The sequence below is a fragment of the Micromonospora sp. NPDC005215 genome (assembly GCF_040607915.1).
Lineage (GTDB): Bacteria > Actinomycetota > Actinomycetes > Mycobacteriales > Micromonosporaceae > Micromonospora.
In genome coordinates, this window is record NZ_JBEXHQ010000011.1 from 73,065 (window position 1) to 95,002 (window position 21,938).

General features: G+C 67.8%; 18 protein-coding genes and 1 tRNA gene. 11 read left to right on the plus strand and 8 right to left on the minus strand.

Annotated features, from left to right (window positions below; all coding sequences use genetic code 11):
* Window positions 1-13: 13 nt before the first annotated feature.
* Window positions 14-4,225: an AAA family ATPase gene (locus ABZU25_RS11540; protein ID WP_355029253.1), complete on the plus strand. Its 4,212-nt coding sequence runs from the start codon at window positions 14-16 to the stop codon at window positions 4,223-4,225.
* A gap of 488 nt (window positions 4,226-4,713) precedes the next feature.
* Complete coding sequence (locus ABZU25_RS11545; RefSeq protein ID WP_355029254.1) at window positions 4,714-5,322, plus strand: DNA-binding response regulator; 609 nt, start codon at window positions 4,714-4,716, stop codon at window positions 5,320-5,322.
* Between the two features lie 187 nt (window positions 5,323-5,509).
* Here ABZU25_RS11545 and ABZU25_RS11550 read toward each other — a convergent pair whose 3' ends face one another.
* The 7 genes from ABZU25_RS11550 to ABZU25_RS11580 form a co-directional block, all read right to left on the minus strand.
* Window positions 5,510-5,734 carry a hypothetical protein gene (locus ABZU25_RS11550; protein WP_355029255.1) on the minus strand — a complete coding sequence of 75 codons (225 nt, stop codon included), beginning with the start codon at window positions 5,732-5,734 and terminating at the stop codon, window positions 5,510-5,512.
* Window positions 5,735-5,795: 61 nt separating this feature from the next.
* Window positions 5,796-5,867, minus strand: a tRNA-Lys gene (locus tag ABZU25_RS11555).
* A 74-nt stretch (window positions 5,868-5,941) separates the two neighbouring features.
* Entirely contained in the window at window positions 5,942-6,571 is a 630-nt protein-coding gene (locus ABZU25_RS11560) for an N-acetyltransferase (protein ID WP_355029256.1), read from the minus strand.
* A gap of 35 nt (window positions 6,572-6,606) precedes the next feature.
* On the minus strand, window positions 6,607-7,575 hold the full coding sequence (locus ABZU25_RS11565) for a hypothetical protein (protein ID WP_355029257.1): 969 nt from the start codon (window positions 7,573-7,575) through the stop codon (window positions 6,607-6,609).
* A 32-nt stretch (window positions 7,576-7,607) separates the two neighbouring features.
* Window positions 7,608-8,285 carry a GPP34 family phosphoprotein gene (locus ABZU25_RS11570; RefSeq protein ID WP_355029258.1) on the minus strand — a complete coding sequence of 226 codons (678 nt, stop codon included), beginning with the start codon at window positions 8,283-8,285 and terminating at the stop codon, window positions 7,608-7,610.
* A gap of 10 nt (window positions 8,286-8,295) precedes the next feature.
* Window positions 8,296-9,309, minus strand: a complete 1,014-nt coding sequence (locus ABZU25_RS11575) for an acetamidase/formamidase family protein (RefSeq protein ID WP_355029259.1) — start codon at window positions 9,307-9,309, stop codon at window positions 8,296-8,298.
* Complete coding sequence (locus ABZU25_RS11580) at window positions 9,306-10,712, minus strand: APC family permease (protein WP_355029260.1); 1,407 nt, start codon at window positions 10,710-10,712, stop codon at window positions 9,306-9,308. The genes ABZU25_RS11575 and ABZU25_RS11580 overlap by 4 nt, the downstream gene beginning before the upstream one ends.
* A 278-nt stretch (window positions 10,713-10,990) precedes the next feature.
* Between ABZU25_RS11580 and ABZU25_RS11585 the strand changes: the two genes are divergently transcribed.
* The 9 genes from ABZU25_RS11585 to ABZU25_RS11625 all read left to right on the plus strand — a co-directional run bounded on the left by ABZU25_RS11585 (window position 10,991) and on the right by ABZU25_RS11625 (window position 20,903).
* Window positions 10,991-12,223, plus strand: coding sequence for a helix-turn-helix transcriptional regulator (locus tag ABZU25_RS11585; RefSeq protein WP_355029261.1), 1,233 nt, complete (start codon window positions 10,991-10,993; stop codon window positions 12,221-12,223).
* A gap of 3 nt (window positions 12,224-12,226) precedes the next feature.
* On the plus strand, window positions 12,227-12,943 hold the full coding sequence (locus tag ABZU25_RS11590; protein WP_355029262.1) for a creatininase family protein: 717 nt from the start codon (window positions 12,227-12,229) through the stop codon (window positions 12,941-12,943).
* A gap of 275 nt (window positions 12,944-13,218) precedes the next feature.
* Window positions 13,219-13,653, plus strand: coding sequence for an NUDIX domain-containing protein (locus ABZU25_RS11595; RefSeq protein ID WP_355029263.1), 435 nt, complete (start codon window positions 13,219-13,221; stop codon window positions 13,651-13,653).
* A 278-nt stretch (window positions 13,654-13,931) separates the two neighbouring features.
* Window positions 13,932-15,095 carry a cytochrome P450 gene (locus ABZU25_RS11600; RefSeq protein WP_355029264.1) on the plus strand — a complete coding sequence of 388 codons (1,164 nt, stop codon included), beginning with the start codon at window positions 13,932-13,934 and terminating at the stop codon, window positions 15,093-15,095.
* Window positions 15,096-15,187: 92 nt separating this feature from the next.
* Window positions 15,188-16,531 carry a hypothetical protein gene (locus ABZU25_RS11605; protein WP_355029265.1) on the plus strand — a complete coding sequence of 448 codons (1,344 nt, stop codon included), beginning with the start codon at window positions 15,188-15,190 and terminating at the stop codon, window positions 16,529-16,531.
* A gap of 76 nt (window positions 16,532-16,607) precedes the next feature.
* Complete coding sequence (locus ABZU25_RS11610) at window positions 16,608-17,570, plus strand: aspartyl/asparaginyl beta-hydroxylase domain-containing protein (RefSeq protein ID WP_355029266.1); 963 nt, start codon at window positions 16,608-16,610, stop codon at window positions 17,568-17,570.
* On the plus strand, window positions 17,567-18,772 hold the full coding sequence (locus tag ABZU25_RS11615; RefSeq protein WP_355029267.1) for a glycine amidinotransferase: 1,206 nt from the start codon (window positions 17,567-17,569) through the stop codon (window positions 18,770-18,772). Before ABZU25_RS11610 ends, ABZU25_RS11615 begins: the two co-directional genes overlap by 4 nt.
* Window positions 18,769-20,076, plus strand: a complete 1,308-nt coding sequence (locus ABZU25_RS11620; protein WP_355029268.1) for an ATP-grasp domain-containing protein — start codon at window positions 18,769-18,771, stop codon at window positions 20,074-20,076. The genes ABZU25_RS11615 and ABZU25_RS11620 overlap by 4 nt, the downstream gene beginning before the upstream one ends.
* Entirely contained in the window at window positions 20,073-20,903 is an 831-nt protein-coding gene (locus ABZU25_RS11625; RefSeq protein WP_355029269.1) for a class I SAM-dependent methyltransferase, read from the plus strand. Before ABZU25_RS11620 ends, ABZU25_RS11625 begins: the two co-directional genes overlap by 4 nt.
* Here the strand turns inward: ABZU25_RS11625 and ABZU25_RS11630 are convergent.
* The gene (locus ABZU25_RS11630) at window positions 20,896-21,885 is read right to left on the minus strand and encodes an aminoglycoside phosphotransferase family protein (RefSeq protein ID WP_355029270.1); all 990 of its coding nucleotides are present in this window, start codon (window positions 21,883-21,885) and stop codon (window positions 20,896-20,898) included. The genes ABZU25_RS11625 and ABZU25_RS11630 overlap by 8 nt on opposite strands.
* Between the last annotated feature and the right edge of the window lie 53 nt (window positions 21,886-21,938).

Below are 21,938 nucleotides of genomic sequence, written 5' to 3' on the forward strand. Positions count from 1 at the left end.
GAGGCGGCACCGGATGACGCCGACGGTCGATCCGCTCGCCGAGTTCCTGGGTGCGGAGGTGGCGCTGGCCTTGCGGCGCTGGGCTACGGCCGGTGGGGGCATCGTCGAGCTGCCGGACCACAAATGGAGCGCGTCGGGTTTCACCGGTGCCGTGGTGACCGCAATTCTCTTCAAGGATCGGCACCCCGATGGTAGGTGGCGCTCGCGTAAGCGGATCATCAAGGTGATCCCGGCAGGCAAGGAGTGGGAGACGGGCCTGCACGAGCTGGCCTGGAAGCAGAACACCGAGTTCGCCAAGCGTTATCTGGTTCGCCAGTTGGGCCGGCCCTGCGAGGTGGGCGACGGGCGCTACATCATGTTCCAGGACATCGCGGGCGACCTGCTGGACTATCGCCCGATCGACAAGCTATCTCCCGAGATTCAGGAGGCAGGCTGCGCGGCCGTAGCGCGGCTAGTCCTGACCGAGTGGAACGGCGACCGATGGCGGGACCGAGTGACGCTCGACCGGGACGCCGTCGACAACTATCTGCGTCACGAGCTACGAGAGCCAGTCGAGCGGATTGAGCGCTGGGCGGACGAGCGCGGCCTGGTGCGGCCCGGGGACGAGCATGTCGGCGTTGACCGGCTGCCCAATCCCGTCGCGATGGTCCGATCCGGCCTATCCGTGCGGCATGTCGTGTTCCAGTACATGTATGGCCTGAGCCACGGCGACCTGCACCGCGGGAACATCCTCGTCCCTGATGCCTTGCCGCTGGAGCCTAAGCGGATCAGGGTCGTCGACCTGGCGGCGTTCGACCCGGCCGCTTCGCTGACCCGCGATCTTGTCGCGCTATGCCTCTCGGCCGCCGCGGCCGAGCTCGGCGTCACGCCTGAGGCGTCGGTATCGGAGGATCTGGTCCGTCTGCTCCTGGCCGGCACCGGCGAACCGTCTGGACAGGAGAAGACGGGCAAAATCCTCAGGGCCGTCCTACGGGCGGCCGAACAACCCGCGCCCTTCCGGGTCGAATGGCGGGCGCAGTATCTGCTTTCGTTGCTCGCCGGCGCCTTGGCGCACACCACCTACCGGAACCACAGCGATGCCGTGCAGCGCTGGTTCTTCCATGTCGCGACCAGGGCCGGGGCGGAGTTCCTACGGTTCGCGGAAGAAAGGGACATGATCCCGGCAGAGCCGGAGACGGACGAGAAGCCGGAGCAGGTGATCGTGTCCCTGGTGTCGGCTGCGGCTGATCGGACCGCCGCCTACGACCTGCAGCGCCGGCTGGTTGACGTCGTCAAAGGGGCGCCGAACTGGACGATTCACGTCCTGTGGCACCGGGATGAGGCCGGCGAGTCGCCCCGCAGTCTGCGCCGTCCGGACGTTGTGGTGGTCCTGCTCTCCGAGCGCAGCGCCATAGACCCCGGCTGCAAGCGCGAGATCAGGGCAGCCTTGACCGGCGCCATCGATCTGATCGGTTTCCGGACCGGTGGGATCGAGGTGCCGCACGAAGACCTGCGCGGGGCGCCGGTGCTCGACTGCGGAGACGAGGGCTTTGCCGATCTCGTTGGCCGGATCACCGAGATCTCTATGCAGGGACGAGTGGGCCGGGTGCTCGAGGAGAAGCTGTCCCGGACCGAGGCGGAGGAGCAACGGGCGGACGGCGCGCAGCGGCGAAGGCTCGCGATTCACAACCGTGAGCAGCGGGTGCGGCTGGAGGACGAACTTCGCCGCCGGAGCGCCGCCGGCCGCCGTCGTGACGCGGCCGGGCCCGCAGACCTCACCCAGGAGAACGTCTCGGACGGCCGCGTCCGGCTGGTCAACCAGGCGCCGATCGTCCCGGCGGCCGAGTTCCACGATCGGGTGTCCGAGAAGCACCGGGTAGAGGAGGCCATAGCCGACGCCTCAACCCGGGTGGTCGTGGTCCACGGGGCCGCGGGCGTGGGCAAGACGGCGTTCGCGGCGGAGCTCCGGCGCCGGCTCGCCGCGCGGGAGGCGGAGGCCGAGGCGGATGCCGTCGTCTACCTCTCGGCCGACGGATACCGTCCCATCAACGTGGCCGTCGTACTCGCCGACCTGGCCCGGGCACTCCCGGAGAGTTCGGGCCGGGCACGGCTCGAGGAGCGTCTGAACGACCCGGTCGAGTGGCGCCAGAAGCTGACCGATGTGCTGGCAGCACTTCGGAACACCACGGTCGTGGTGATCCTCGATGCCGCGGAACACCTGCTCGATGACGGTGCCTTCCGAGACCGTGAGCTGGGCGCGTTGGTCATGGAGCTGGCCGGTCGCCCTGGGCACCCGACGACGCTGGTCCTGACGGTCGCGGGCGGACCGCCGCAGCAGCTCCGCCGCGACCTACCAGCCAATGTTCGATTCGTCCCGATGAATCCGCTGCCGTTCGGCGACGCCATCGCCCTGCTGATCGCGCTCGACCGCGGGGCGGCGCTGGCCCTGTACCGGATGGAGCCGGTGGACCGGCAGCGTGCGTACACGCTGAGTCAGGGAAATCCACGCATCCTCGAGTTGCTGGTCGGCGTGCTGCGGCAGGAGCCGGGCACACCGGTGCCCCGCCTTCTCGACGAACTGGAGCAGGTGCCTCTGCCGGATGTCGAGGCGACGCTCCTCGAGGCAACCTTCAGCAACCTCGACCGCACGCAGCAGCGGGTCGTGCAGGCCCTCGCGGTCTACGGGCGGCCGGTCCCACCGGAGGCGGTCGACTTTCTGCTGGCAGCCCTGGTGCCAGGGGTCGACAGCGCCCCTATCCTCCGAGGGCTGCACGAACGGCGCGTCGCCCACCACGACCACGGGCACTACTTCCTGCCGCCCGCGGAGAGCGACCGAGTGGTCCGCGGCTTGGAACGTGGCGATCTCGACGACCACCGCCGGGTACCTCTGCCCTTCACCCGCTTTGCGATGTGGCATCACGCCGCAACGTACTTCGAGGAACGCCGAGTGGCTCCGGTCCGAAGCCTGCTCGATCTGCGGCCCGCATTCAGCGAGATCGACCTTCGCATCCGGGCCTGGGACTGCCGTCGCGCGTACGAGGTCATGAACACCATCGAGGACTACCACCTGCGCCGCTGGGGGCAGAGCAACGCACTGCTTGAATGGCGGCGTGCGGTCCGGGGCCGGATCGGGGACGACACCGAGGAAGCGAACAACCACCGCCGCATCGTCGCGGCGCTGCAACAGCAGGAACGCATCGAAGACGCAATTGTCGAACTTGCGGAGGCCCGCCGGAAATGCTCATGGTTCGGCGCGCCCAAGGCCCGGCTCATGCTCGACATCCAGCTGGCGACCGTGCGCTTCGAAGCCGGCGAGTTCAGCCACGCCGCGCGACTCTTTCGCCGGCAGGTTTGGCAGTGCCGCATTCTCGACAGAAGACGCGAGTTGGTGATCGTCCGCGCCGACCTGGCACTCTGCCTGGCTCGGGCTGGCCACCACGCCCAAGCGCTGCGCGCCTTCAGCACGGCGCTCGCGAACGCTCGCGCGCTGCTGGACAGCGTGGAGCGCGAACGGATCCTCCCGTTGCTTCTCATCGACTATGCCTGGGCCCTCGGGCAGATCGGTGAGCCGCGATCGGCGTTGGCCCTGTTGCAGGAAGGTGCCGCCATCGCGTCCGGAGCGGCTACCGAGGACGAGGTCGCCCTGGGGCTGTGCTTCAACGGCGAGGCTGCCGTTCACATCGACTCGGATGCGGCCGGCGAGGCCGTCGAGCCGGCCCGGCGTGCCGCCGAACTGGGAGTGCGTACCCGGGATCCGCGTCTGATCCGACAGGCCAACCTCAACCTGGGCCTGGCGTACCTGCGTCTCGGTGGCCGGGACGACGAGGCGCTCGCCGCCGCCGAGGTCAGCGCGAGGCTGGACAGCGGGGATCGTGCGGTTGGGGCGAACGGCCTGCTCGGGATTGCCGCGTTCCGCCAGCGGATGCGAGACCGGGCGCGGCTGGCATTCCTCACCTCGCGGGACGGGGCCAACCAGCGCATCGGCCGGGAACCCCGCGACTATCTCGCGTGGGAGGCCAAAGGACTGGCCTCCTTCGGCCTCGCTTTGATCGAGGAGTCACAGCGGCGCAGGCGCCTCGCCGAGGCTGGGGAAGCCTTCGAGCAGGCCCGGCAGATCACCTCGGCGCTGGGCGCCGTCAATCGCAGCGCTGTCCTGCTCGGCGCCTTCGGCGAGCGGGCCGATGACGATTTGGTCGCCGCAATGACAGCGGTGGCCCGGGGGTCCGCGTCCCCCTTCTCTTACTAGATCTTGATTACCGACCGTACCGACACGTTGCTTACGGTCCCGTCGGCCCAGTGGACCTGGAGTCGGCGCAGGCCGGCCCGGTTGACGTGCACGACCTCGCCCGTAGGCTCCTGACCTGGCCGGGGCTGTCGCCGCCGGACCCAGTCACCGCGCCGCCATCCCCTCCGATTCGACGGAGCGTCGCCCGGGCCAATGGATCGGTAATTTTCATTGACCACTGTCGTCACTCCTCGGTCGCATCCAAGGTGCAGAAAGACCGCTGCGCGGAACTGATTTTCCGCCAGCGCGAATAGGATGTCCGGCACGGTCGAAAGGATGGCGACGCCAAGGTGCGCACACCTGAAGTTAGGGTGCCAGCACGCTGCGCGTCTATGACGTCTTTGATGGCGGTGAAGTGCCGTACATGGCGGTATCCTGTCGCGGCCATGCCGCGTCGGCACTGCCTTCCGGCCTCCGCTCGCGCACCGGCGAATAACGGTAGGAGCAGCTTGTCGAGTCGTCTTCGGATCGCCGTTTCCGATCCGCTTCCCATGTTCGGCCGGGGAATCGCCCAAGTAATGGGCGACACCGACCACGATGTCGAATTTCCCGGCGATCTATTTACCTGGAGCGGGTATGCAGGACCGCATCTCATTTCGCTGACCCTGCTCGGCCCGTCAGATTGGACACTGCTCGCGACGCTGCGGGACAGCCGGCCGCGAACCGCGGTGGTTGCTGTCATCGAGAACGGCGATGTGGACCGATGCGTGCGAGCGCTGACCTCCGGCGCCGTCGGCGTAATGGCGCGGGAGGCCGACGCCGGTACGGTGCGCAGCGTCCTGTCCGCAGCCGCCTCGGGCCACAGCCTCCTTCCGGCCGACGTGGTTCGGGCTCTGACGTCACCCCCCCGGTCACCGCAAGCCGGACATGTCCCTACGGAGATCGAGATCTCGTGGATACGCCTGCTCGCCCAGGGCTTCACGGTCGCGCGGCTGGCCGCGCACGCGGGTTACTCCGAGAGAATGATGTTTCGCGTCCTGCGCGCCATCTATGGACGATGGGGTGTCGCCAACCGCACCGAGGCAATCGTCCACGCACGCGGAAACGGCTGGATCTGAAAGCTGTCGGCGCTGGGGCGTGATCAGGCCGGCTCGTAGGCCCACACCATCAGCTGGGCACGGTCGCGGCAGTGCAGCTTGGTCATCGCGCGGTTTTGCCGTGAGTCATGGCGGTGAGCGAGCTGCTCACATGCTCGCGGCGATCGCGTCGTTGCTCAGCCCTCGGGCTACCAGCTCGGACGATCTCCTACTCGCGGATGCTCTGCAGGTCCCGGTCGACCGCCGGGTCGGGCGAGGCGGGCGGGGCGGGCGCGGTGACGAACTCGCTGATCAGCGTGTGGATGACCACCGGGGGCAGCAGCGCCTCGCCGCAGGCGACGACAGTGACGGCGCGCAGCAGGTGGGCCGGGGCGACGTACCTTGAGCAGGAACCGCTGCCACCGGCCCGCAGCGCGCCGCTCGTGCCGAACAACAAGCAGTTGGTTCGCGCAATGCTCCATCCGACCCGTACGGATTTACAGGTCAGCAGGTAGTGGGCCGCCTGGGACTCGAACCCAGAACCTAAGGATTAAAAGTCCTCAGCTCTGCCATTGAGCTAACGGCCCTCTGCGCTATCAGGCTACCCGACCACCTGTGCCCGGGTTGATGTCCGCCCCCGGTCCAGACGAGCGATGCTGATCTACGCCCGCCGCGACTCCTGAGCGGTGATGACCAACAGCCGATCGCCGTCTGACTCGGGGTTGCGGCGCATCGGGTGCAGGGTTGGACCGTCCGGCAGGATGATCGGGGGACGGGGTGTGTAGCCGTGCCGGCTGTAGAGGTCACTGGTCGAGGTGGTGCTGGTCCAGGACGGCATGCCTACGTGGTCGAGGCGGCTGCGGTGGTGGGCGAGCATGGCGGTGCCGTAACCGGCACCTGTGCTGTTGGGCCGCACCGCGAGAAACGCCAGCTCATAGTGGGGCTCGGTGGGTCGCGCCCTGGCGAGCAACCGATCGAGAATATCGAAGCGGCCGGTGTGCGGGCCTGCCGCGTCGGCCAGCCGCATCTGGTAGTTCGCCGGTGGCGGGATGCTGCGGTATCGGTGGAAGCCGACAGTGGCGGCGGCGTCGTCAGTGAGGTGGATGTCGCCGTAGAACATGGCGTGTTCGATCCAGATGCCGAGGACGTCGGTGAGGATTCGGCGGCGTGGTCCTGGGTCGGGGATCAGCCATGTGGCGAGAGGGCTGGGATGCAGTGCGTCGGCGATCAGTGCGGCGACGTGGTCTTTGTCCGACCAGCGAGCGGCGCGGATGCGCGTTACAGCGTCCATGGCGAGATTTCCCTCGATCTTGTCGGTTGCGCAGGTCAGGAGTTGCCGCTGCGGCTGGCACGGGTGTGGACGAGGAACAGGTGGTAGTCGTCGACCAGGGGGCCGGTCCGGTCGCTGCCAGGTGGCGGTGTGAGCGCGGCTCTTTCGTAGGCGAGTAGTTCGCCAGTGGCGGGGTTGAGGATCAGCAGAAAGCGGATGGCGTCGGAGGTGGCGCTGACGCCGACGCCGGTTCGGCCCGCCCTGTCGGTCACCGAGCCGTGGTACGCGATGCCGGGGGTGTCGCGCAGGACGGTGAGGACCGCGGTGCGGGCTGTTTGGTTGGGAGTACGCCAGCCGAGCAGGCTGACGAGGCCGCGAATGACGGCGGCGGGTCCGAGGAATCGGGGCTGGGTGGAGTCGATGTGCGCGGTGAGTGCAGCCGGGTCGGCAGCGATCGGCCCGATGGGTCCGTCAAGCTCGCCGGGGTTGTAGGTGCTGTCGTCGGTGGGCCGCTGATCGGTGGGGTAGCGGCTGCGGATGACGCGTCCGGAGGCATCGTCGGCACGCCAGCGCTGCTCTTCGAACAGCACGATCCGCGTGGTGGTGCTGTTGTCCGCGATCGTGGTGTCCGTGGCCCATTGCAGCAGGTGGACGTAGGCGAACCGGCCCGGAATGGCGTCGCAGCCGGACGACCGAACCGTCACCGCTTCCAGAGCCTGCCGCGCCGAGGTCGACTCCGGCAGATGCGTCGGCGACGGGTCGAGTTTCTGCTGTGCGCGTGCCTTGAGCTGTGCCGCGGTCAGGGCGGCGGGTGACAGACACGGCGAAACGGCCGACCGGACCGGGTCATTGGTGGAAGACGAGGGTGGGGATTGGGCTGGCCCGGCGACGCCCGTCCAGTTCGGGATAGCTGTGGCGGTGGCGAGGAGGCCAAGCGCGCAGACGGCGGCGGTGACCTTCACGGCTCGCCGGCCCACCGGGTGGGGCGTCTCGGTCGCGGGTCGTACGTGGGGCAGGTTGTTCACGGTCAACTTTCTCGAGGTGAGGTGAATGAGGGCTAGCGGTAGGCGGCCGTGGCGAGGTCACCCACGGCGGCGTCTACGGCGGCGGTGATGTCGCGTACCGGCTGGTAGTGCTGCCCGGCGATGGCCTTCAAGCGGCCGGTCAGGGTGGTGATGTCGTCGTCGAGATAGAGGTGGCTCGTGAGGCCGAGGTCAGCGACGAGGCCGGCGAGGGCGGCGGTGTGGTTGTCGGGTTGTTCACGACCGGCAGCGAGGTAGCGCAGGCGAGAGCGGGCGATGACCGCCCATTTGCTGTCGGTGGGCAGGTAGGCGTCGCTGCGCATGAGCCCGCCGAGGCGCCGTCGGGTGTGGTGGCGCAGGATCCCGCCGGCGACGAGGCCGGCGCGGGTGCGGTCGTAGAGGTCATCGGAGAACCCCCGCAGCCACATGCGCAGCAGCGGGTGAGCGTTGCGGATGGTGGCGGTCGCGGCGTCGGCGATCAGGTCCCCGACCGGCCGGTCGATGTGCGGGTGTATCCGTTGGTGACTGGCCGGGCGGGTGTCGTCGTTCGGGTCGAGGGTCACCCGCCCGGCCAGGTACAGGTCGATCAGGACCGCGCCCGCGAGCCCGAGCGCGAGGGCCTGTCGGTGCACGTGGGGGTGTCCGGTGTCGTCGTCGTGGCCGAGGAGGAACAGGTCGTCGCGCAGTGGCAGGCACGGGATCGACGCGGTCATCGGTGGGTTCCTACCGCAGTCCTGCGGTGAGCCGCCGCAGCCGCTCGTGTGCCCCGCCATACGCGGGACCGGCGGCGGGGAGCAGGGTCTTGTCGACGGCGGCGAGGACGGTGTAGTTGGGGTCGCACACGTTGCCGATCGGTGCCCGTCCCGCCTGCGACACGAGTTGGTAGGCGTCCAGGGTTTCCAGGCCGGTCAGGGCGCTGGCCCAGCCGACGAGGTCGTGCTGGGCGATGCGGTAGGCGTCCTCCAGGGGCCTCGCGCAGCCGATCGTCAGGATGTCCCGGTCAGTCTCCAACCGCGGCCACCGTGTGGTGACGCCTTTGATGACGTCGATGGCGAGGGTGGTGGTCGTGGCAATCTCCACGCCGACGCCGCAGGCCTCGCCCTCGCCCTGGCGGGCGTGCCCGTCGCCGAGAGCGAGCATCGCCCCGTGGACGTTCACGCCCAGGTAGAGGGTGGTGCCGGCGCGCAGGTGCGAGGTGTCGAGGTTCCCGCCGTGGGTGTAGGGCACGAGTGTGGATCGGGCTTCGAACGCGCCGGGGGCGACACCGATCGTGCCGATCATCGGTTCCAGCGGCAGGTCCACGCTGTGGTCGCTGCGCGTGGCCTCGAACCGGACGGTCCCGGCCTGCCGGTCGATGCCGTACACCCACACCCGCTCCTCCAACGGAGGCTGCAGGGTGGCGGTATGGGCGGTGGACGTCAGCGCCCCGAAATGCGGGAACGTCGAGGACACACCCCAGTCCCGCGCCGGGGTGATGGCGGCGAGGTGCACGGCGAGGGTGTCGCCGGGCTCAGCGTCCTCGACGAAGAACGGCCCGGACACCGGATTCAGGTACGGCATGCGGCACACCTGCGACGGCAGGTCCCCCGGCCCCCGAACGAGACCACCGAAGCAGTCCTCCGTCACGACGGTGAACACGTCCCCGCCGCGCACGTGCGCCACCGGCATCCGCCCGCCGAAGGTGTACGCCAGCTCGTCCCGAGCCGGCCGGTAGGTGAACGTTTCCATGGCGGTCACACCCGCTCCACGTGACGTGCCTGCGGCTGCGGGGGTGCCAACCCCGAGAGGACTGGTCGGCGGCCGGACAGGTACAGGCCGGCCAGGATGATGACGCCGAGGGCGAGCCAGGCCAGGCCGAGGCGCTGGGCGGCGATGTTGGCGTTGACCACCACCCACACCAAGATGGTGAAGCCGACGGCGGGCATGACCAGGTGCGCCCACCAGTTCCCGCTGCGCTCCCGGATGAGGTGATGCACCACGACCGAGACGTGCAGGACCAGGAACGCGACCATCGCCCCGAAGTTGATCAGCGACGACAGCAGCGTGATCCCATCCGCACGGGTCGCCATGTACAGGCCGAGAGCGACGGACACCGCGCCGGTGAGCAGCGTCGCGTTGATCGGCACGTTGCGACGGATCGACACCTTCGCCAGAAACGCCGGCAACTGCCGGTCACGGGCCATCGCGTACAGCAGCCGAGACGTCGCGACCTGCGCGACCATCGAATTCGGCAACCCCCACGCGATCGCCGTGGCCACCGCGCACACCGTCGCCAGCCAGCCCCCGCCGGCCACAGCGGCGGCGTCGTAGAAGGCAGTGCCGTTTGGATCACCCTCGGCGAGAAGCACGCCGGGGTCGGGGACGAGCATCGCAGCCAGCCACGTCTGCGCGATGAACAGCACCCCGGCCAGGATCAAGACGGCCGCCATCGCGCGGCCGATCTGTCGGGAACCACCCTTGGTCTCCTCGGCCAGCATGCTGATCCCGTCGAAGCCAAGAAAGGACAAGACCGCGATCGACACCGCCCCCGCCACCAGAGACCAGGTGAACGTGTCGGCGTTGTAGAACGCCTCCCAACTGAACCGGCCCTTCCCGGTCGCGAGAGCCCAGCCCGCGACGGCCAGGAAGACCGCCAAGACGATCAACTCGCCGACCAGCATCACCCGGGTAACCACTGCGGTCATCCGGATCCCTACCGAGTTGACGACCGTGTTGACCGCGACGAACCCGAGTAGCCACAGCCACACCGGCACCGACGGGATGGTGGCGTGCATCGCCACCGACGCCACCAGGTACAACAACCCCGGTACGAGGACGTAGTCGAGGAGGATCACCCAGCCGGCGAGGAACCCGACCGGCGGGCTGATGCCCCGGCCGGCGTAGTTGTAGACGCTGCCCGACATCGGGAACGCCTTCACCATCTGCGCATACGAGAACGCCGTGAACACCAACGCCACCACACCAACTGCGTACGCGAGTGCCACCATCCCACCGGAGCCGGCGTAGACGCTGCCGAAGATCGCCATCGGCGCGATCGGCACCATGTACACCAAGCCGTAGGCAAGTAGATCCCGGAACCGCAGTTGGCGGCTCAACTCCTGCCGATACCCGTATCGGGACAGCTCATTCTGAAGACTCATTAGACTCCTCAAATAGTCGACGCCTGGCTGCTCTCACGACTTTGCAGCTGGCCCGTCAGGAAGGGCATCTGCCCGTCGACCCGAATCGCCGCCAATAATTCGCCTGGCGCCCGACGGGTATCTCAACAACGAGAATTGCGCACCGGGCCAGACGAGTCGATAGCGGTGATGCGGACATAGGGCGTTGTCCGCATGCAACTGTCCGCGTAACGTTCGATCACGTATAGTCAGGCCCGTCTGACTGCGGCAGCGATGGGCAACGGCATCCAGGAGTACCGGTGGCTCAGGTTCCACGACGGCTGACCCCGCATCGATCAGTGCTGCATGGGTTCGGTGCCGCGCTGCGACGGTGGCGCGAGTGCCGCGGGCTGTCTCAGCGCGCTCTAGGCAGGCTGGTGCACGTCAGTGGGGACCTCGTCGGCAAGGTGGAGAAGGCCGAACGTTGGCCGTCCGCCCGCCTCGTCGAGTCGTGTGAGGCCGCACTGCAGACGGGTGGCGAGCTGCTCCGCTTCCTGCCAGACCTCGAACGCGAGCGTCGACTGACCGTCCTCGACCAGAGCTCGGCCAGGGGTGCCGACGGCCTGCTCGATGGCGTCATGGATCATCCCGAGGAGACTGACCTGCTCCCACCGTGGCACGAACAACTCGTCGGCCTCGCCACTGCCGGAAATCGCATCGGGTACGCGGGGATGGCGTCCGCCGCCCATGCGCAGATCAGCGCCGCAGCCACCATCGGGCGGCGGAGCAACTCAACCGGCCGTCGAGACGTACTCATCGCCCAGGCACTGTGGGCCGAGTTCCTCAGCTGGATCGACGAGCAGAGCGATGCCGCCGAGGCGGACGCATGGCTGCGACGCGCCCAGCAACACGCCGTCGAGGCCAAGGCGCCGTCACTGGCAAGCTACGTCCTGATGAGACAGAGCCAACGCGCCCTCGAACGATTCGACCCGCGTAGGGCCGCTGTCCTGGCGCGGCAGGCGCTGGACGAGGTCCGGCTACCAGGCCGCATTCGCGCTCTTCTGCTGGTCCGCCAAGCCCAGGCTTACGCGATGGGAGGTGACCAGAGCGCCTGCGTAGCCAGCATCGACAAGGCGCACAGGGTCGCCGGCAGCGCCGACGGGGACTCAGAGCTGCCGGTCGATGTTGGCGCCCACTGCAACCCGGTGTACGTGGCTGCCCACGAAGCGCAGTGCCGTCTGCTGCTCGGCCAGCCGGCGGCTGCAGCCAATCTCTACGAGCAACTCCTCCAGCACTGGCCAGCTCAGTGGCGCGTCGACGAGGCCCTGTGGCGATCGTTCCTGTCCACCGCCTACGTCAACAGCGGCGACGTCGAACGCGCTGCGACCGAGGCCACCAAGGCCCTGACCCTGGCCGCTGGTACCTCCTCCGCACGGGCTCTGCGCTGGTTGAACCCCACGGCGGTGGCCCTTCGACAGCAGCCAGCCGTTCCCGAGGCGGCGGCCTTCGTGCTCGCCTATCGGCAGGCGACTCTCGAAGCGTGTAACCATTAGCTCGTGGACCTGATCACCACGGCAACGAGCACCGACGAGTCCGAGCGAGCGGCGTCCGTCGCGGTCCTCCCAGTCGGGAGTTTCGAACAGCACGGCGCCCACCTGCCGCTGCTGACGGACACCATCGTGGCGTGCGCGATTGCAAGGGCAGTCGCTGAGCGCTACGACCTCTTCCTGCTTCCGCCCGTGACGATCTCCTGCTCCCACGAGCACGCCTCGTGGCGTGGAACGGTCAGTATCAGCGCCACCACCCTCGCCGCCGTGGTCGTTGACATCGCCGCCTCCCTGCATGAATCGGGCATCGATCAGCTCGCCGTGATCAACGGACACGGCGGGAACTACGCGCTTGCCAACGTCGTTCAGGAAGCCAACGTCGCCGGACCGCGGATGACTCTGTTCCCTGCTCGGGCCGACTGGGACGACGCTCGACTGGCCGCCGGCCTGTACAGCACCGCCCACCAGGACATGCACGCTGGCGAGCTTGAGGTTTCACTGCTCCTGCATGTTGCGCCGGAGGTGGTGCGTGATGGCTTCCAGCATGCAGACCACGTAGCGGACGACCGACGTCATCTGCTCACGCGAGGGATGGGTGGATACACCACCAGCGGCGTCATCGGCTTGCCGTCCCATGCCACTGCGGCCAAGGGCAAGGCAGTACTCGAAGACCTTGTCCGCTCTTTCGCCGATCATTACGGCCTCCTGCCGGGGCCTAAGGCATGAGCAGGAATTGATGCTGGCGGTCCGGGCACCGCGTTTCCGGATCGACTGACCGGGCGGCGTCTGCCATCGTCGCCTCGATCGAGACCGCCCCATGCGGACAAGGGCTGTTGTCCGCATCCGGACCGCATCGATCATGGAGCCAGTGGATGTCTAATGGTTGACCTGAGGCGCTGACGACAGCTCCATCGTCGTTCGAGCGGGCAGATGATGCCTCGCTTCAGCGCTGTAGGGGCGCGGCCTGGTATCGAGCCCCCGACGTCGAGTGGAGGGTCGTCATGCCCGAAAAAGTCGTCACACACAAGGCGCTCTGCTACATCGTGCGGGACAGGCGGCTGCTCGTTTTCCGTCATACCGACTACAGCTACGAAGAGGTGGGCATCCAGGTACCGGGTGGCAGCATTCGCCCTGGTGAGATTCCGGAGGATGCGGCGCTGCGCGAAGCCCGCGAGGAGACCGGACTCACGGACTTCAAGGTTGTCCGCAAGCTGGGTGAGTCCGAGTACGACGTCAGCCCTCTCCGGTTTGAGGTCCAGCAGCGACACATCTTCCACCTGGAGCTCACCGAGCCCACGCCACCGCGGTGGTCGAGCCAGGAAGACCACGACGGCACCCATCAGCCCACCCAGTTCGAATGCTTCTGGGTGCCGTTGACGGCGGGGCACATCCTGCAATCCGGCCAGGGTGCGCTCCTGGGCCGACTCTACGACTGACAGATCCGCCTCGGCGCTCGAAGCCGCACGATCAGGACCGGCGCTCTGATCTGCCTCACGAAGTCCGCGGCGCGACCGCACGCCGCGTGCACCTGATCCCGAGCGAGGCCTCGGCCCAGGTGCCCTGCGGTGAGTCGATTGTGCCGGCCAGTCAGAAGGCTTGCGAGAGGAGGTCGACCATGTCCTACGACCACTGATCTGAATAGGCGAGGCCGGGGCCGGCCTGCGCCAGCCCCGGCCCGATCTCCAGCCGATCCGGACTGTCAGGAGGGTTGCCCGTGTCCCTGACCACCTACGACCCGCTGAATCCGTCGACGCTGACCGATCCGTATCCGGTTCTCGCCACTCTGCGACGGTCCACTCCGGTCTTTTGGCACGAGGGCATGCGCTCCTGGGCGCTGACCCGGTACGACGACTGCGTGACCGTGCTGCGCGACCATGCACTCTTCGCCCGCGACCGTCGCCGCACCGGGGGCACCGTGCCGCAGCCAAGCCTGAGCGTGCAGTCCTTGGATCCGCCGGAGCAGTCACAGGTACGCAGCCTGTTCATGAACGCGCTACATGCCCAGAACCTGGTCGCTCTAGAGAGGCGAGCCGGACGGGTCTTGGCCGCTTTTCTCGACGAGATAACCGGTCGCGTGGAGTTCGACGTGATGACCGAAATCGCGGCACCGATGGCGGTAGCAGTCATCTCGGACCTTCTCGGCGTCGACCAACCCGACGTGCACTCCTTCGCCCAGACGTCGGACGCGATCATGCGGAGCATGGACGCCGGCCTGGATCCAACGACTGCCGAACCAGGCAGGATCGCCCGCCAGCAGTTGAGTGCGATGGTCGAGACCTGGTTTGCCGCCTCTGGTCGGCCCGGCGTTCTGTCCCACGTCAGGGAGCATGTTGGTCCACTGTCCGACGCTGATCTCGGTCAGTATGTGCGCAACACCGCCCGGGTGATGTTCCAGGGCGGATACAGCACGATGGTCGCCGCTGTCGGCAACGCCGTGCACACCTTGATGCGGTATCCGCAAGTACTGGATCAGATGCGCGATCCGGCCGTCCTACGTACCGGTGTCGACGAACTCGTCCGCTACGACGGACCGGTGCAGGGCACGAGCCGAATCGCGACCGCGACCACCAAGATCGGCGATGTCACCGTACGCGCGGGCGCAACCGTACTGCTCCTCTTCGCCGCCGCCAACCACGACCCGGAGCAGTTTCCGGAGCCGGAACGCCTCCTGCTGGGCCGCACGCAGGGAAGACATCTCGGTTACGGATGGGGCACCCACGCGTGCATCGGCACGCTGCCCGCCCAGATGGCTCTGCGCGTACTGGTCAACGGACTGCTGCAGCACCCGATGCGGCTTCGGCTCGCCGGAGAACCACTTCGTCGTCGCACCGCGACCATGCGCGTCTTCGAGTCGCTGCCGGCGGCCTTCCACCCCTGACGATCCACCCCTGCCGGCCCGCACTCGCCGACGACGGCCCACTTGCCAGACGGGGCCACCGACCTGCAGCGCCGCGCTACCTGGGAGCGAGCATGAGGATTCTCATCGGCAACCACATCGACCCCGCCATCCGAGACCGGAAGGACCTGCGAGCATGGACGCAGCGCGTCCTGTGGTTCGCTCGCGACGGCGACCTCATCGTGCTCAGCGACGAACCCGATCCACAGTTTCTGCACTACGCGACCTCCTTCACTGATGTGGACCCGCAGACACTGCGCATCCTGATCCCGCCGGCGGGTAGCCACGCCGGACTGCTACTCGACCCCGAGACCCTGATCAGAGACGACTTCCTCCAGACCGTCCGCGGCGCGCTCGGTGACGACGGCCCGGAGCGTGTCGACGAGGTCTTCGCGCTGTGGCCTTCGGCGTCCGTGGCCCGCTTCGCCGCCGCCTTGGGCATCCGCGCCCGCTTCGCTGGCAGCGACTTCTTCGCTCAGGGAGGCGGGGAACTGGTCAACAACAAAGCGACCTTCCGAGCTCTCGCTGCCGGCGCCGGAGTGCCGACTCCCGCGGGCGCGGTCTGTCGTAGCGGCGGCGAAGCGGTCGACGCGACCGTATCCCTGTTGGGTGGGGCGGGCGCCGTCGTGGTGAAACAAGCGCACAACGGCGCTGGTGTCGGCAACCAGCTCTTGCTTTGTGATCCACGGCTCTCCTCCGACCACGTCGGTGCCCGTCACCTCTACCACCTTGCCGACGGTGGCAGGGAGACGGTCGAGGCGTACTGGCGTCAACGCTGGGACTGGGCCTCGGCGCATGAGCGCTTCCCCGTCGTCATCGAGGAGTTCGTCCCGGAGGCCAGGTCCATCTACTCCGAGCACTGCGCCGACAGGGAGGGGACACGACCCACCGAGTCCGGGGAGCTGCTGTACGTCGGGCGGCGCCTGAGCCACCAGATCGTGCCGCTGCGCGGCGTGGACGACGGCGTCCGTTCACAGCTCTTGCGGGGCGGGGGACGGCTGGCCGACACCTACCGCGCGTTGGGCTACCGCGGCTACCTGAGCGCGGACGCGATCGTCACCGTCGATGGGCGAGTGCTGTTCACCGAGGTCAACGCACAGGTGTCCGGCTCACTGCACATCTATCAGGTCATCGCTCATCGCATCGTCGACACCGCGGCAGCCCCACGGCGGTCGGTGGTGGAGTACCACACCGCTCCGACCTGGGCCGTTTCCGACGCCGACACCTTCTTGAAGGCAGTCGACGAGCTCGGGTACGGCTATGACCCTGTCACCCGCACCGGTGTCATCGTCTCGATGCCGATCATCCCGGTCGGGGCCGAGGGCGCCCACTTCCTCTTCTGCGTCGCCTACGGCGAGGAAGCCGAGCACCAGGCGATCTGGGACGGGCTCGATTCCCGCTTTCGCGGACACGCCTGAGGCTAACCGCGGCAGTGACAGCGTCGACGCTTCCCGCCGGTACCTCGCCTGACATTCGAGCTAGAGGAGGTCATCAATGCTCCCATCCGAGCGCCCCGCGCTTGCCGAGGCTGCGAGGCTCACTCCGTCCTTCGACGCCGACCGGCTCGCCTGCGAACTGGCCGATGTCACCGGCCACCGGTGGCAGCACCAACGCATCCACGCGTCCGGCGGCGACATCGGCGCGGCCGCCACGATCGATTGGCGAGTCCTGCCGCTCCGAAGCCCCGGTGGCGACGCAGAACGCACCGATCCCGGCGGCCCCGGTCCGGTCGACTTCGCCCCCACCATGTGGCTACGGCGTCTGCCCTATCTACGCGAGATCCTCGCTGCGATCCCAGCCCCACTCAACGCCGTACGGTTGATGGCACTTGGCCCTGGCGCCACTTCGCGGCCACACCGAGATCCGAAGTACGCCCTTCCCCGGGGCCTCGTACGGCTGCACATCCCGCTGGTGACCCACGAGGATGCGGTGCTCGTCCTCGACGGCGTCGAGCACTGCTGGCAGCCCGGGGAGTTCTGGTACGGGGACTTCTCTCGGCAGCACCTGGTGCGCAACACCGGCCCAGTCACCCGGATACACGCGGTCATCGACGCGCTGTTCACCGCAGAGTTGGCCGCACTGTTCCCCACGGCCTGGCAGGTGGCCTTCGCCGACACGGACGTTTTGATCAACCGGCCGACGCCGCCGCCGGCCCCATGCCCGGTCACGCTGCCGCACGCAGTGCATGTTCCCCGTGGCTTCACTGACTTCGACAACGACCAGTCGCTGGACGGTCTACCGCAGCTCGCACGGGTCGATGCGCCCGACGGACGGCTGACGCTCACCGCCGCAGGTCGCGTTTTCGCCCTGACGCCGGTCGGTCCGGATGAGTACCGCTTCGCTGGTTGGAGCGAACAGCGCAGCCTGCAACTCACCCCCGGCGAGACGGTGCTCTACGCGCGCCGTGGTCGGTCGCGAGAGCAGCACCGCCTGCCCTTCCCAGCCAACCTCCGATGACGGGCACGGTGCCTTCCCGACCAGCGCCCGATCCACGCACACAAAGGAGGTTCATCATGAAGCTGAACAGCCACGACGACTTCACACCGCTGCGCGAGATCATCGTGGGATCCGCAGCCAACTACCTCAGTCACGACCGCGACGTCACCTTTGAGCTCTTCCACCACGACAATCTGGGGGGTTTCCGATCGGACTGGGCCTATCCCCGCCTGGCCGTGGCTGGCAATGGAGACCCGGGGCGCAGGTGGGAGATCAGCCGCCGCTACACCGCGGAACTCCATGAGGACGTCGAGGGCCTGGCCGCTACCCTCGCCGGTCTCGGCGTCACGGTGCACCGGCCGCTATCGCTGCCACCGGACAGCGAACCCATCGCCGGTCTGGGATGGCAGGCCGCGCCCACGCCGGCCCTGAACATCCGCGACAACACCCTCATCCTTGGTGACGAGATCATCGAGACGCCTCCCGCCATCCGTTCCCGCTACCTGGAGACCCGTCTGCTGGCCCCTGTCTTCCGCCACTACTACGAGGCTGGGGCCAGGTGGACGACGATGCCGCGACCCACGCTCACCGATAAGTCCTTCGACCTCTCCTACGCCCGGGACAGCTCCACCACCCTGGGCGGCCCAACCGAACCGATCGCCGACGCCCGACCAAGCCCGTACGACGTCGGGCTCGAGATGATGTTGGACGGCGCCCAGGTTCTACGTCTCGGCCGTGACCTGGTGGTCAACATCGCTCACGACAACCATCGGATCGCAGTCGACTGGCTCGATCGGCACCTCCACGGCCGCTACCGGCTTCACCGGGTCTACCGCATGGCCGACAACCACATCGACAGCATGCTCCTGGCGCTGAAACCCGGTGTGTTCCTCGCCCGCCACGACGGTATCCGTGACCAACTGCCCGCGCCGCTGAGATCATGGGAGTTCATCGTTCCACCGCAACCCGACCCCGGCACATTCCCCGCCTACGACGACGCCGACCTGGTCCTCACCAGCCCCTATATCGATCTCAATGTCCTGTCCGTCGACACGGACACCGTTCTGGTGAACGAGGACTGCCCTGGCCTGCTCAAGACCCTCGACGCCAAGGGCTTCACCGCCATCCCAGTACGGCACCGACACCGACGGCTGTTTGGCGGCGGGTTCCACTGCTTCACCCTCGACACCCACCGCAACGGCCGGCTCGAGGACTACCTGTGAGCAGCACCCCGCGCATCCTGCTGCTAGAACCGGGCGGGCCAGAGTCCGGCGCGCTCATCGAAGCTGCGGCCGCCCGCGGCTACGAGATTCACGCCGCCATCACGCCCGACCAGCACGCCGCCTACGGTCCCGATCTGCGCCGACGCTGGTCCGGCATTCTGCAGACCGACTTCTCCCAGGCCGAGCATGCCCTGTGCGACGTCGTCGACTACGCAAGCCGGCTCGGCGCGGACGCGGTTCTGACGACCAACGAATACCTCACCCCGCTGCTCGCGCAGGCGAGCGCCGCACTCGGTCTGCCCGGCAACGACCCTGCCCGAGCCGGGGCCGCCCGCAACAAGATCGCGATGAGTCAGGCTTTCGCCCGCCACGGTGTCAGCGCCCCGCACACCCTCGTCATCGAAGACGAGGAACAGCTACGCCGCCGATACACCACGGGCCAGGTCAGCTTCCCCTTTGTCATCAAGCCCAGCGAGGCCGCCGGTTCCGCCGGCGTCACGGTCGTCTGTGAGGCGGCCGCCGCCACCGGTGCCTGGCGGGCCGCCCGCACCCTGAGCGGCATGTACGGCATGCCGCTCGACCCGCGAGCCCTCGTTCAGGAATACGTCGAGGGCGCCGAGTACAGCGTCGAGTCGCTGACGCAGGCCGGAACGACGACGCACTTCTGCGTAACCCGTAAGAACGTCACGGCCGGAGCGCACCGAGTGGAGGTGGGCCACAGCCTGCCGGCAACCCTTCCACCTGCGGTAATGAGGGCCGTCCATCAGCAGGTGGAGCGCGCCATCGACGCCGTCGGCATCCGCAACGGCGCCTCGCACACCGAGGTGATCCTCGGCTCGGACGGCAGGTGCGCTGTGATCGAAATCGGTGCCCGCGTCGGGGCTGGCCAAATCGGTTTCCTCATCCACCATGCCCTTGGCGTGGATCCGTGGTCGGCGCTGCTGGACGTCGCGCTCGGCCGCCCCGTCGAGCTCACCGCCACCCGTCGCCGCCATGCCGCCGTACGGTTCCTGACCAGTCCGACGGTCGGGCGTCTTCGTTCGGTCGCCGGCCTCCCCGAACCCGGCACCGGGATTCCGGACGTACGGCTGCGCGTCGCGGTCGGCGATGTCGTAGGACCGGCTCAGGCAAATCGTGGACGTCTCGGCTACTTCCTCGTCACGGGCGCAGACCGGAAGATCGTCGATGACCGTGTGGAGCAGATACTTGACGGAATCACCATCACGATCGACCCGGAGGACACCGGCGGCGAGGCACCACATCACCAACGCTCCCGTCGCTTGGCCGGCCGAAAGGCGCGATGACCATGCCCAGCAGACCGGCACCCAAGCGGGGGAACTCCGCACCGCCCCTGGCGGATGAGTTCGACGAACTGTTCCGGAGCGAGGCCCGTAACGGCAAGGGCTTCGCCAGAGTGGTGCGGATGGTCGACCCGGCGTTGCCGTCGGAGATCGAACCGTTCTCCTTCCTCTCCGCCAACCTCCTCTTCCACATCCGACAGCAGATCGCGTTCGATGAGGGAGCGATTCTCGCCGATCTAGGATGTGGGCGCGCCGGCCCTGGCCTGTGGCTGGCCCGCACCACAGGTGCCGCCCTGGTCGGCGTCGACTTCTCCCCGGTCGCGACGACCTTGGCAAGGCAACGTGCCGCAACCTTCGGAATGCAGGCGAACGCCCACTTCGTGGTGGCCGATCTGAGTGCCACGGGACTTGCCGACCACGCCGTAACCTCGGCGATCTCCGTTGATGCGCTGCAGTACGCCTCCGATCGGACCGCGGCCGCTGTCGAAGCGCGGCGCATCCTCCGTCCCGGAGGACGCCTTATCCTCACCGGCTGGCATCCACGGCATTCCGGTGACAGTCGATTACCCGAGCGGCACCGGTTCAGCGACTGGCCCCGAGTTCTTACCCATGCCGGCTTCGTCGATGTGGAGTGCACCGAACGGCCTGACTGGACCGAGGTCTACCTGCGGATCTACCGAACAGCGCTGGATTTGGGCGACCCGGACGGGGATCGCGCGCTGGCGGGTCTCCAGGCGGAGGCCCGAAGCCGCCTCCCGACCGCCCACCTGCTGCACCGGGTACTTGTCACCGCAACCGCCGGTTGGCCTCCTCGGGGCGCTCTCAGGTGAGTTCGGCCAACACGGCGGCCATGGCTTCGAAGGTGCCTTGGACACCGTCGGCCTTGCCGAGTCGATGACGCTCCAAGCGGATGGCGCCGATGTGCCGCGCCTCGTAGATCAACGAGCGCAACACCGCAGACGCGGAGCGATCCGGGTGCCCGTAGCTGTCCCAGAACGCGTCACGTTCGGTGCCTGGCTTCGCCGCGGCCATCCGGATCGTCCAGTCCGCAGCCGGGTCACCCCACCATGTGCGGTCCAGGTCGAGCACTCCGGTAATGGTCGGCTCGTCGGCGACGGGGTCGAGCATCACGTTGACGGTCCACAGATCACCCGCAAGCATTCGCGGCTCGGTGATCTCGTCGAGGACGCCGCAGTGCTGACCTGCCACGTCAGCAACCCTACGCACGTCGGCAGCGTCCAAGCCGACGCCGTCGAGGTCGGCGGCAATGTCGTACAACGAGGCGACCACTGCCTGGCTCCACGTCGCATACGCCGGGCCTGCGACGGGACCGAAGGATGGTCCCCGTACCCCATGAACTCGGGAAGCGATCGTGCCCAACTGTCGGAAGAAACCGGGCCAGGACGATCGGGGGTAGTCACCGAGACGTTCCGGAGCGGGAACGCCATCAAGGAAAGTCTGCACCAGATAGTCTCGGGCGATCACCTCGTGGGACCAGTCCGCGGCGATGACCTGCGGCATCAGCGGCGAGAGCACGGTCAGCCAAGGCACACTGGCGAACTCGTTTCGCATCAGCTGTCGCTCGCTACGGAACTGCTTGTCCGGCTCTGGAGCGACCCGCAGCACTACCGGCCGCTCCCGCCCGGCTACGACGACCCGGTAGGTGTTGTTGTACATCCCCGAGCCCAGCTCGATGGCCGACACGACGTGTGCGTCGGCACCGAACACCCGCTGGCAGACCGCCTCGATCTCATCGGCGGTCACCGACTGCTGAAATGACTCGGAGTTGCGCTCGATCGGTCGGAATTCCATGACGGCATCCTTGCGCTCATGGTGAGCATGGACGGACAGCCATCAGTCTGACA

Bases quoted from the DNA above. Each gene is read 5' to 3' on its own strand.
- ABZU25_RS11595 (WP_355029263.1), top strand. From the start codon at position 13,219: ATGCCCGAAAAAGTCGTCACACACAAGGCGCTCTGCTACATCGTGCGG.
- ABZU25_RS11540 (WP_355029253.1), top strand. From the start codon at position 14: ATGACGCCGACGGTCGATCCGCTCGCCGAGTTCCTGGGTGCGGAGGTG.
- ABZU25_RS11625 (WP_355029269.1), top strand. From the start codon at position 20,073: ATGACCATGCCCAGCAGACCGGCACCCAAGCGGGGGAACTCCGCACCG.
- ABZU25_RS11560 (WP_355029256.1), bottom strand. From the start codon at position 6,571: ATGGACGCTGTAACGCGCATCCGCGCCGCTCGCTGGTCGGACAAAGAC.
- ABZU25_RS11615 (WP_355029267.1), top strand. From the start codon at position 17,567: ATGACGGGCACGGTGCCTTCCCGACCAGCGCCCGATCCACGCACACAA.
- ABZU25_RS11605 (WP_355029265.1), top strand. From the start codon at position 15,188: ATGAGGATTCTCATCGGCAACCACATCGACCCCGCCATCCGAGACCGG.
- ABZU25_RS11570 (WP_355029258.1), bottom strand. From the start codon at position 8,285: ATGACCGCGTCGATCCCGTGCCTGCCACTGCGCGACGACCTGTTCCTC.
- ABZU25_RS11580 (WP_355029260.1), bottom strand. From the start codon at position 10,712: ATGAGTCTTCAGAATGAGCTGTCCCGATACGGGTATCGGCAGGAGTTG.
- ABZU25_RS11630 (WP_355029270.1), bottom strand. From the start codon at position 21,885: ATGGAATTCCGACCGATCGAGCGCAACTCCGAGTCATTTCAGCAGTCG.
- ABZU25_RS11610 (WP_355029266.1), top strand. From the start codon at position 16,608: ATGCTCCCATCCGAGCGCCCCGCGCTTGCCGAGGCTGCGAGGCTCACT.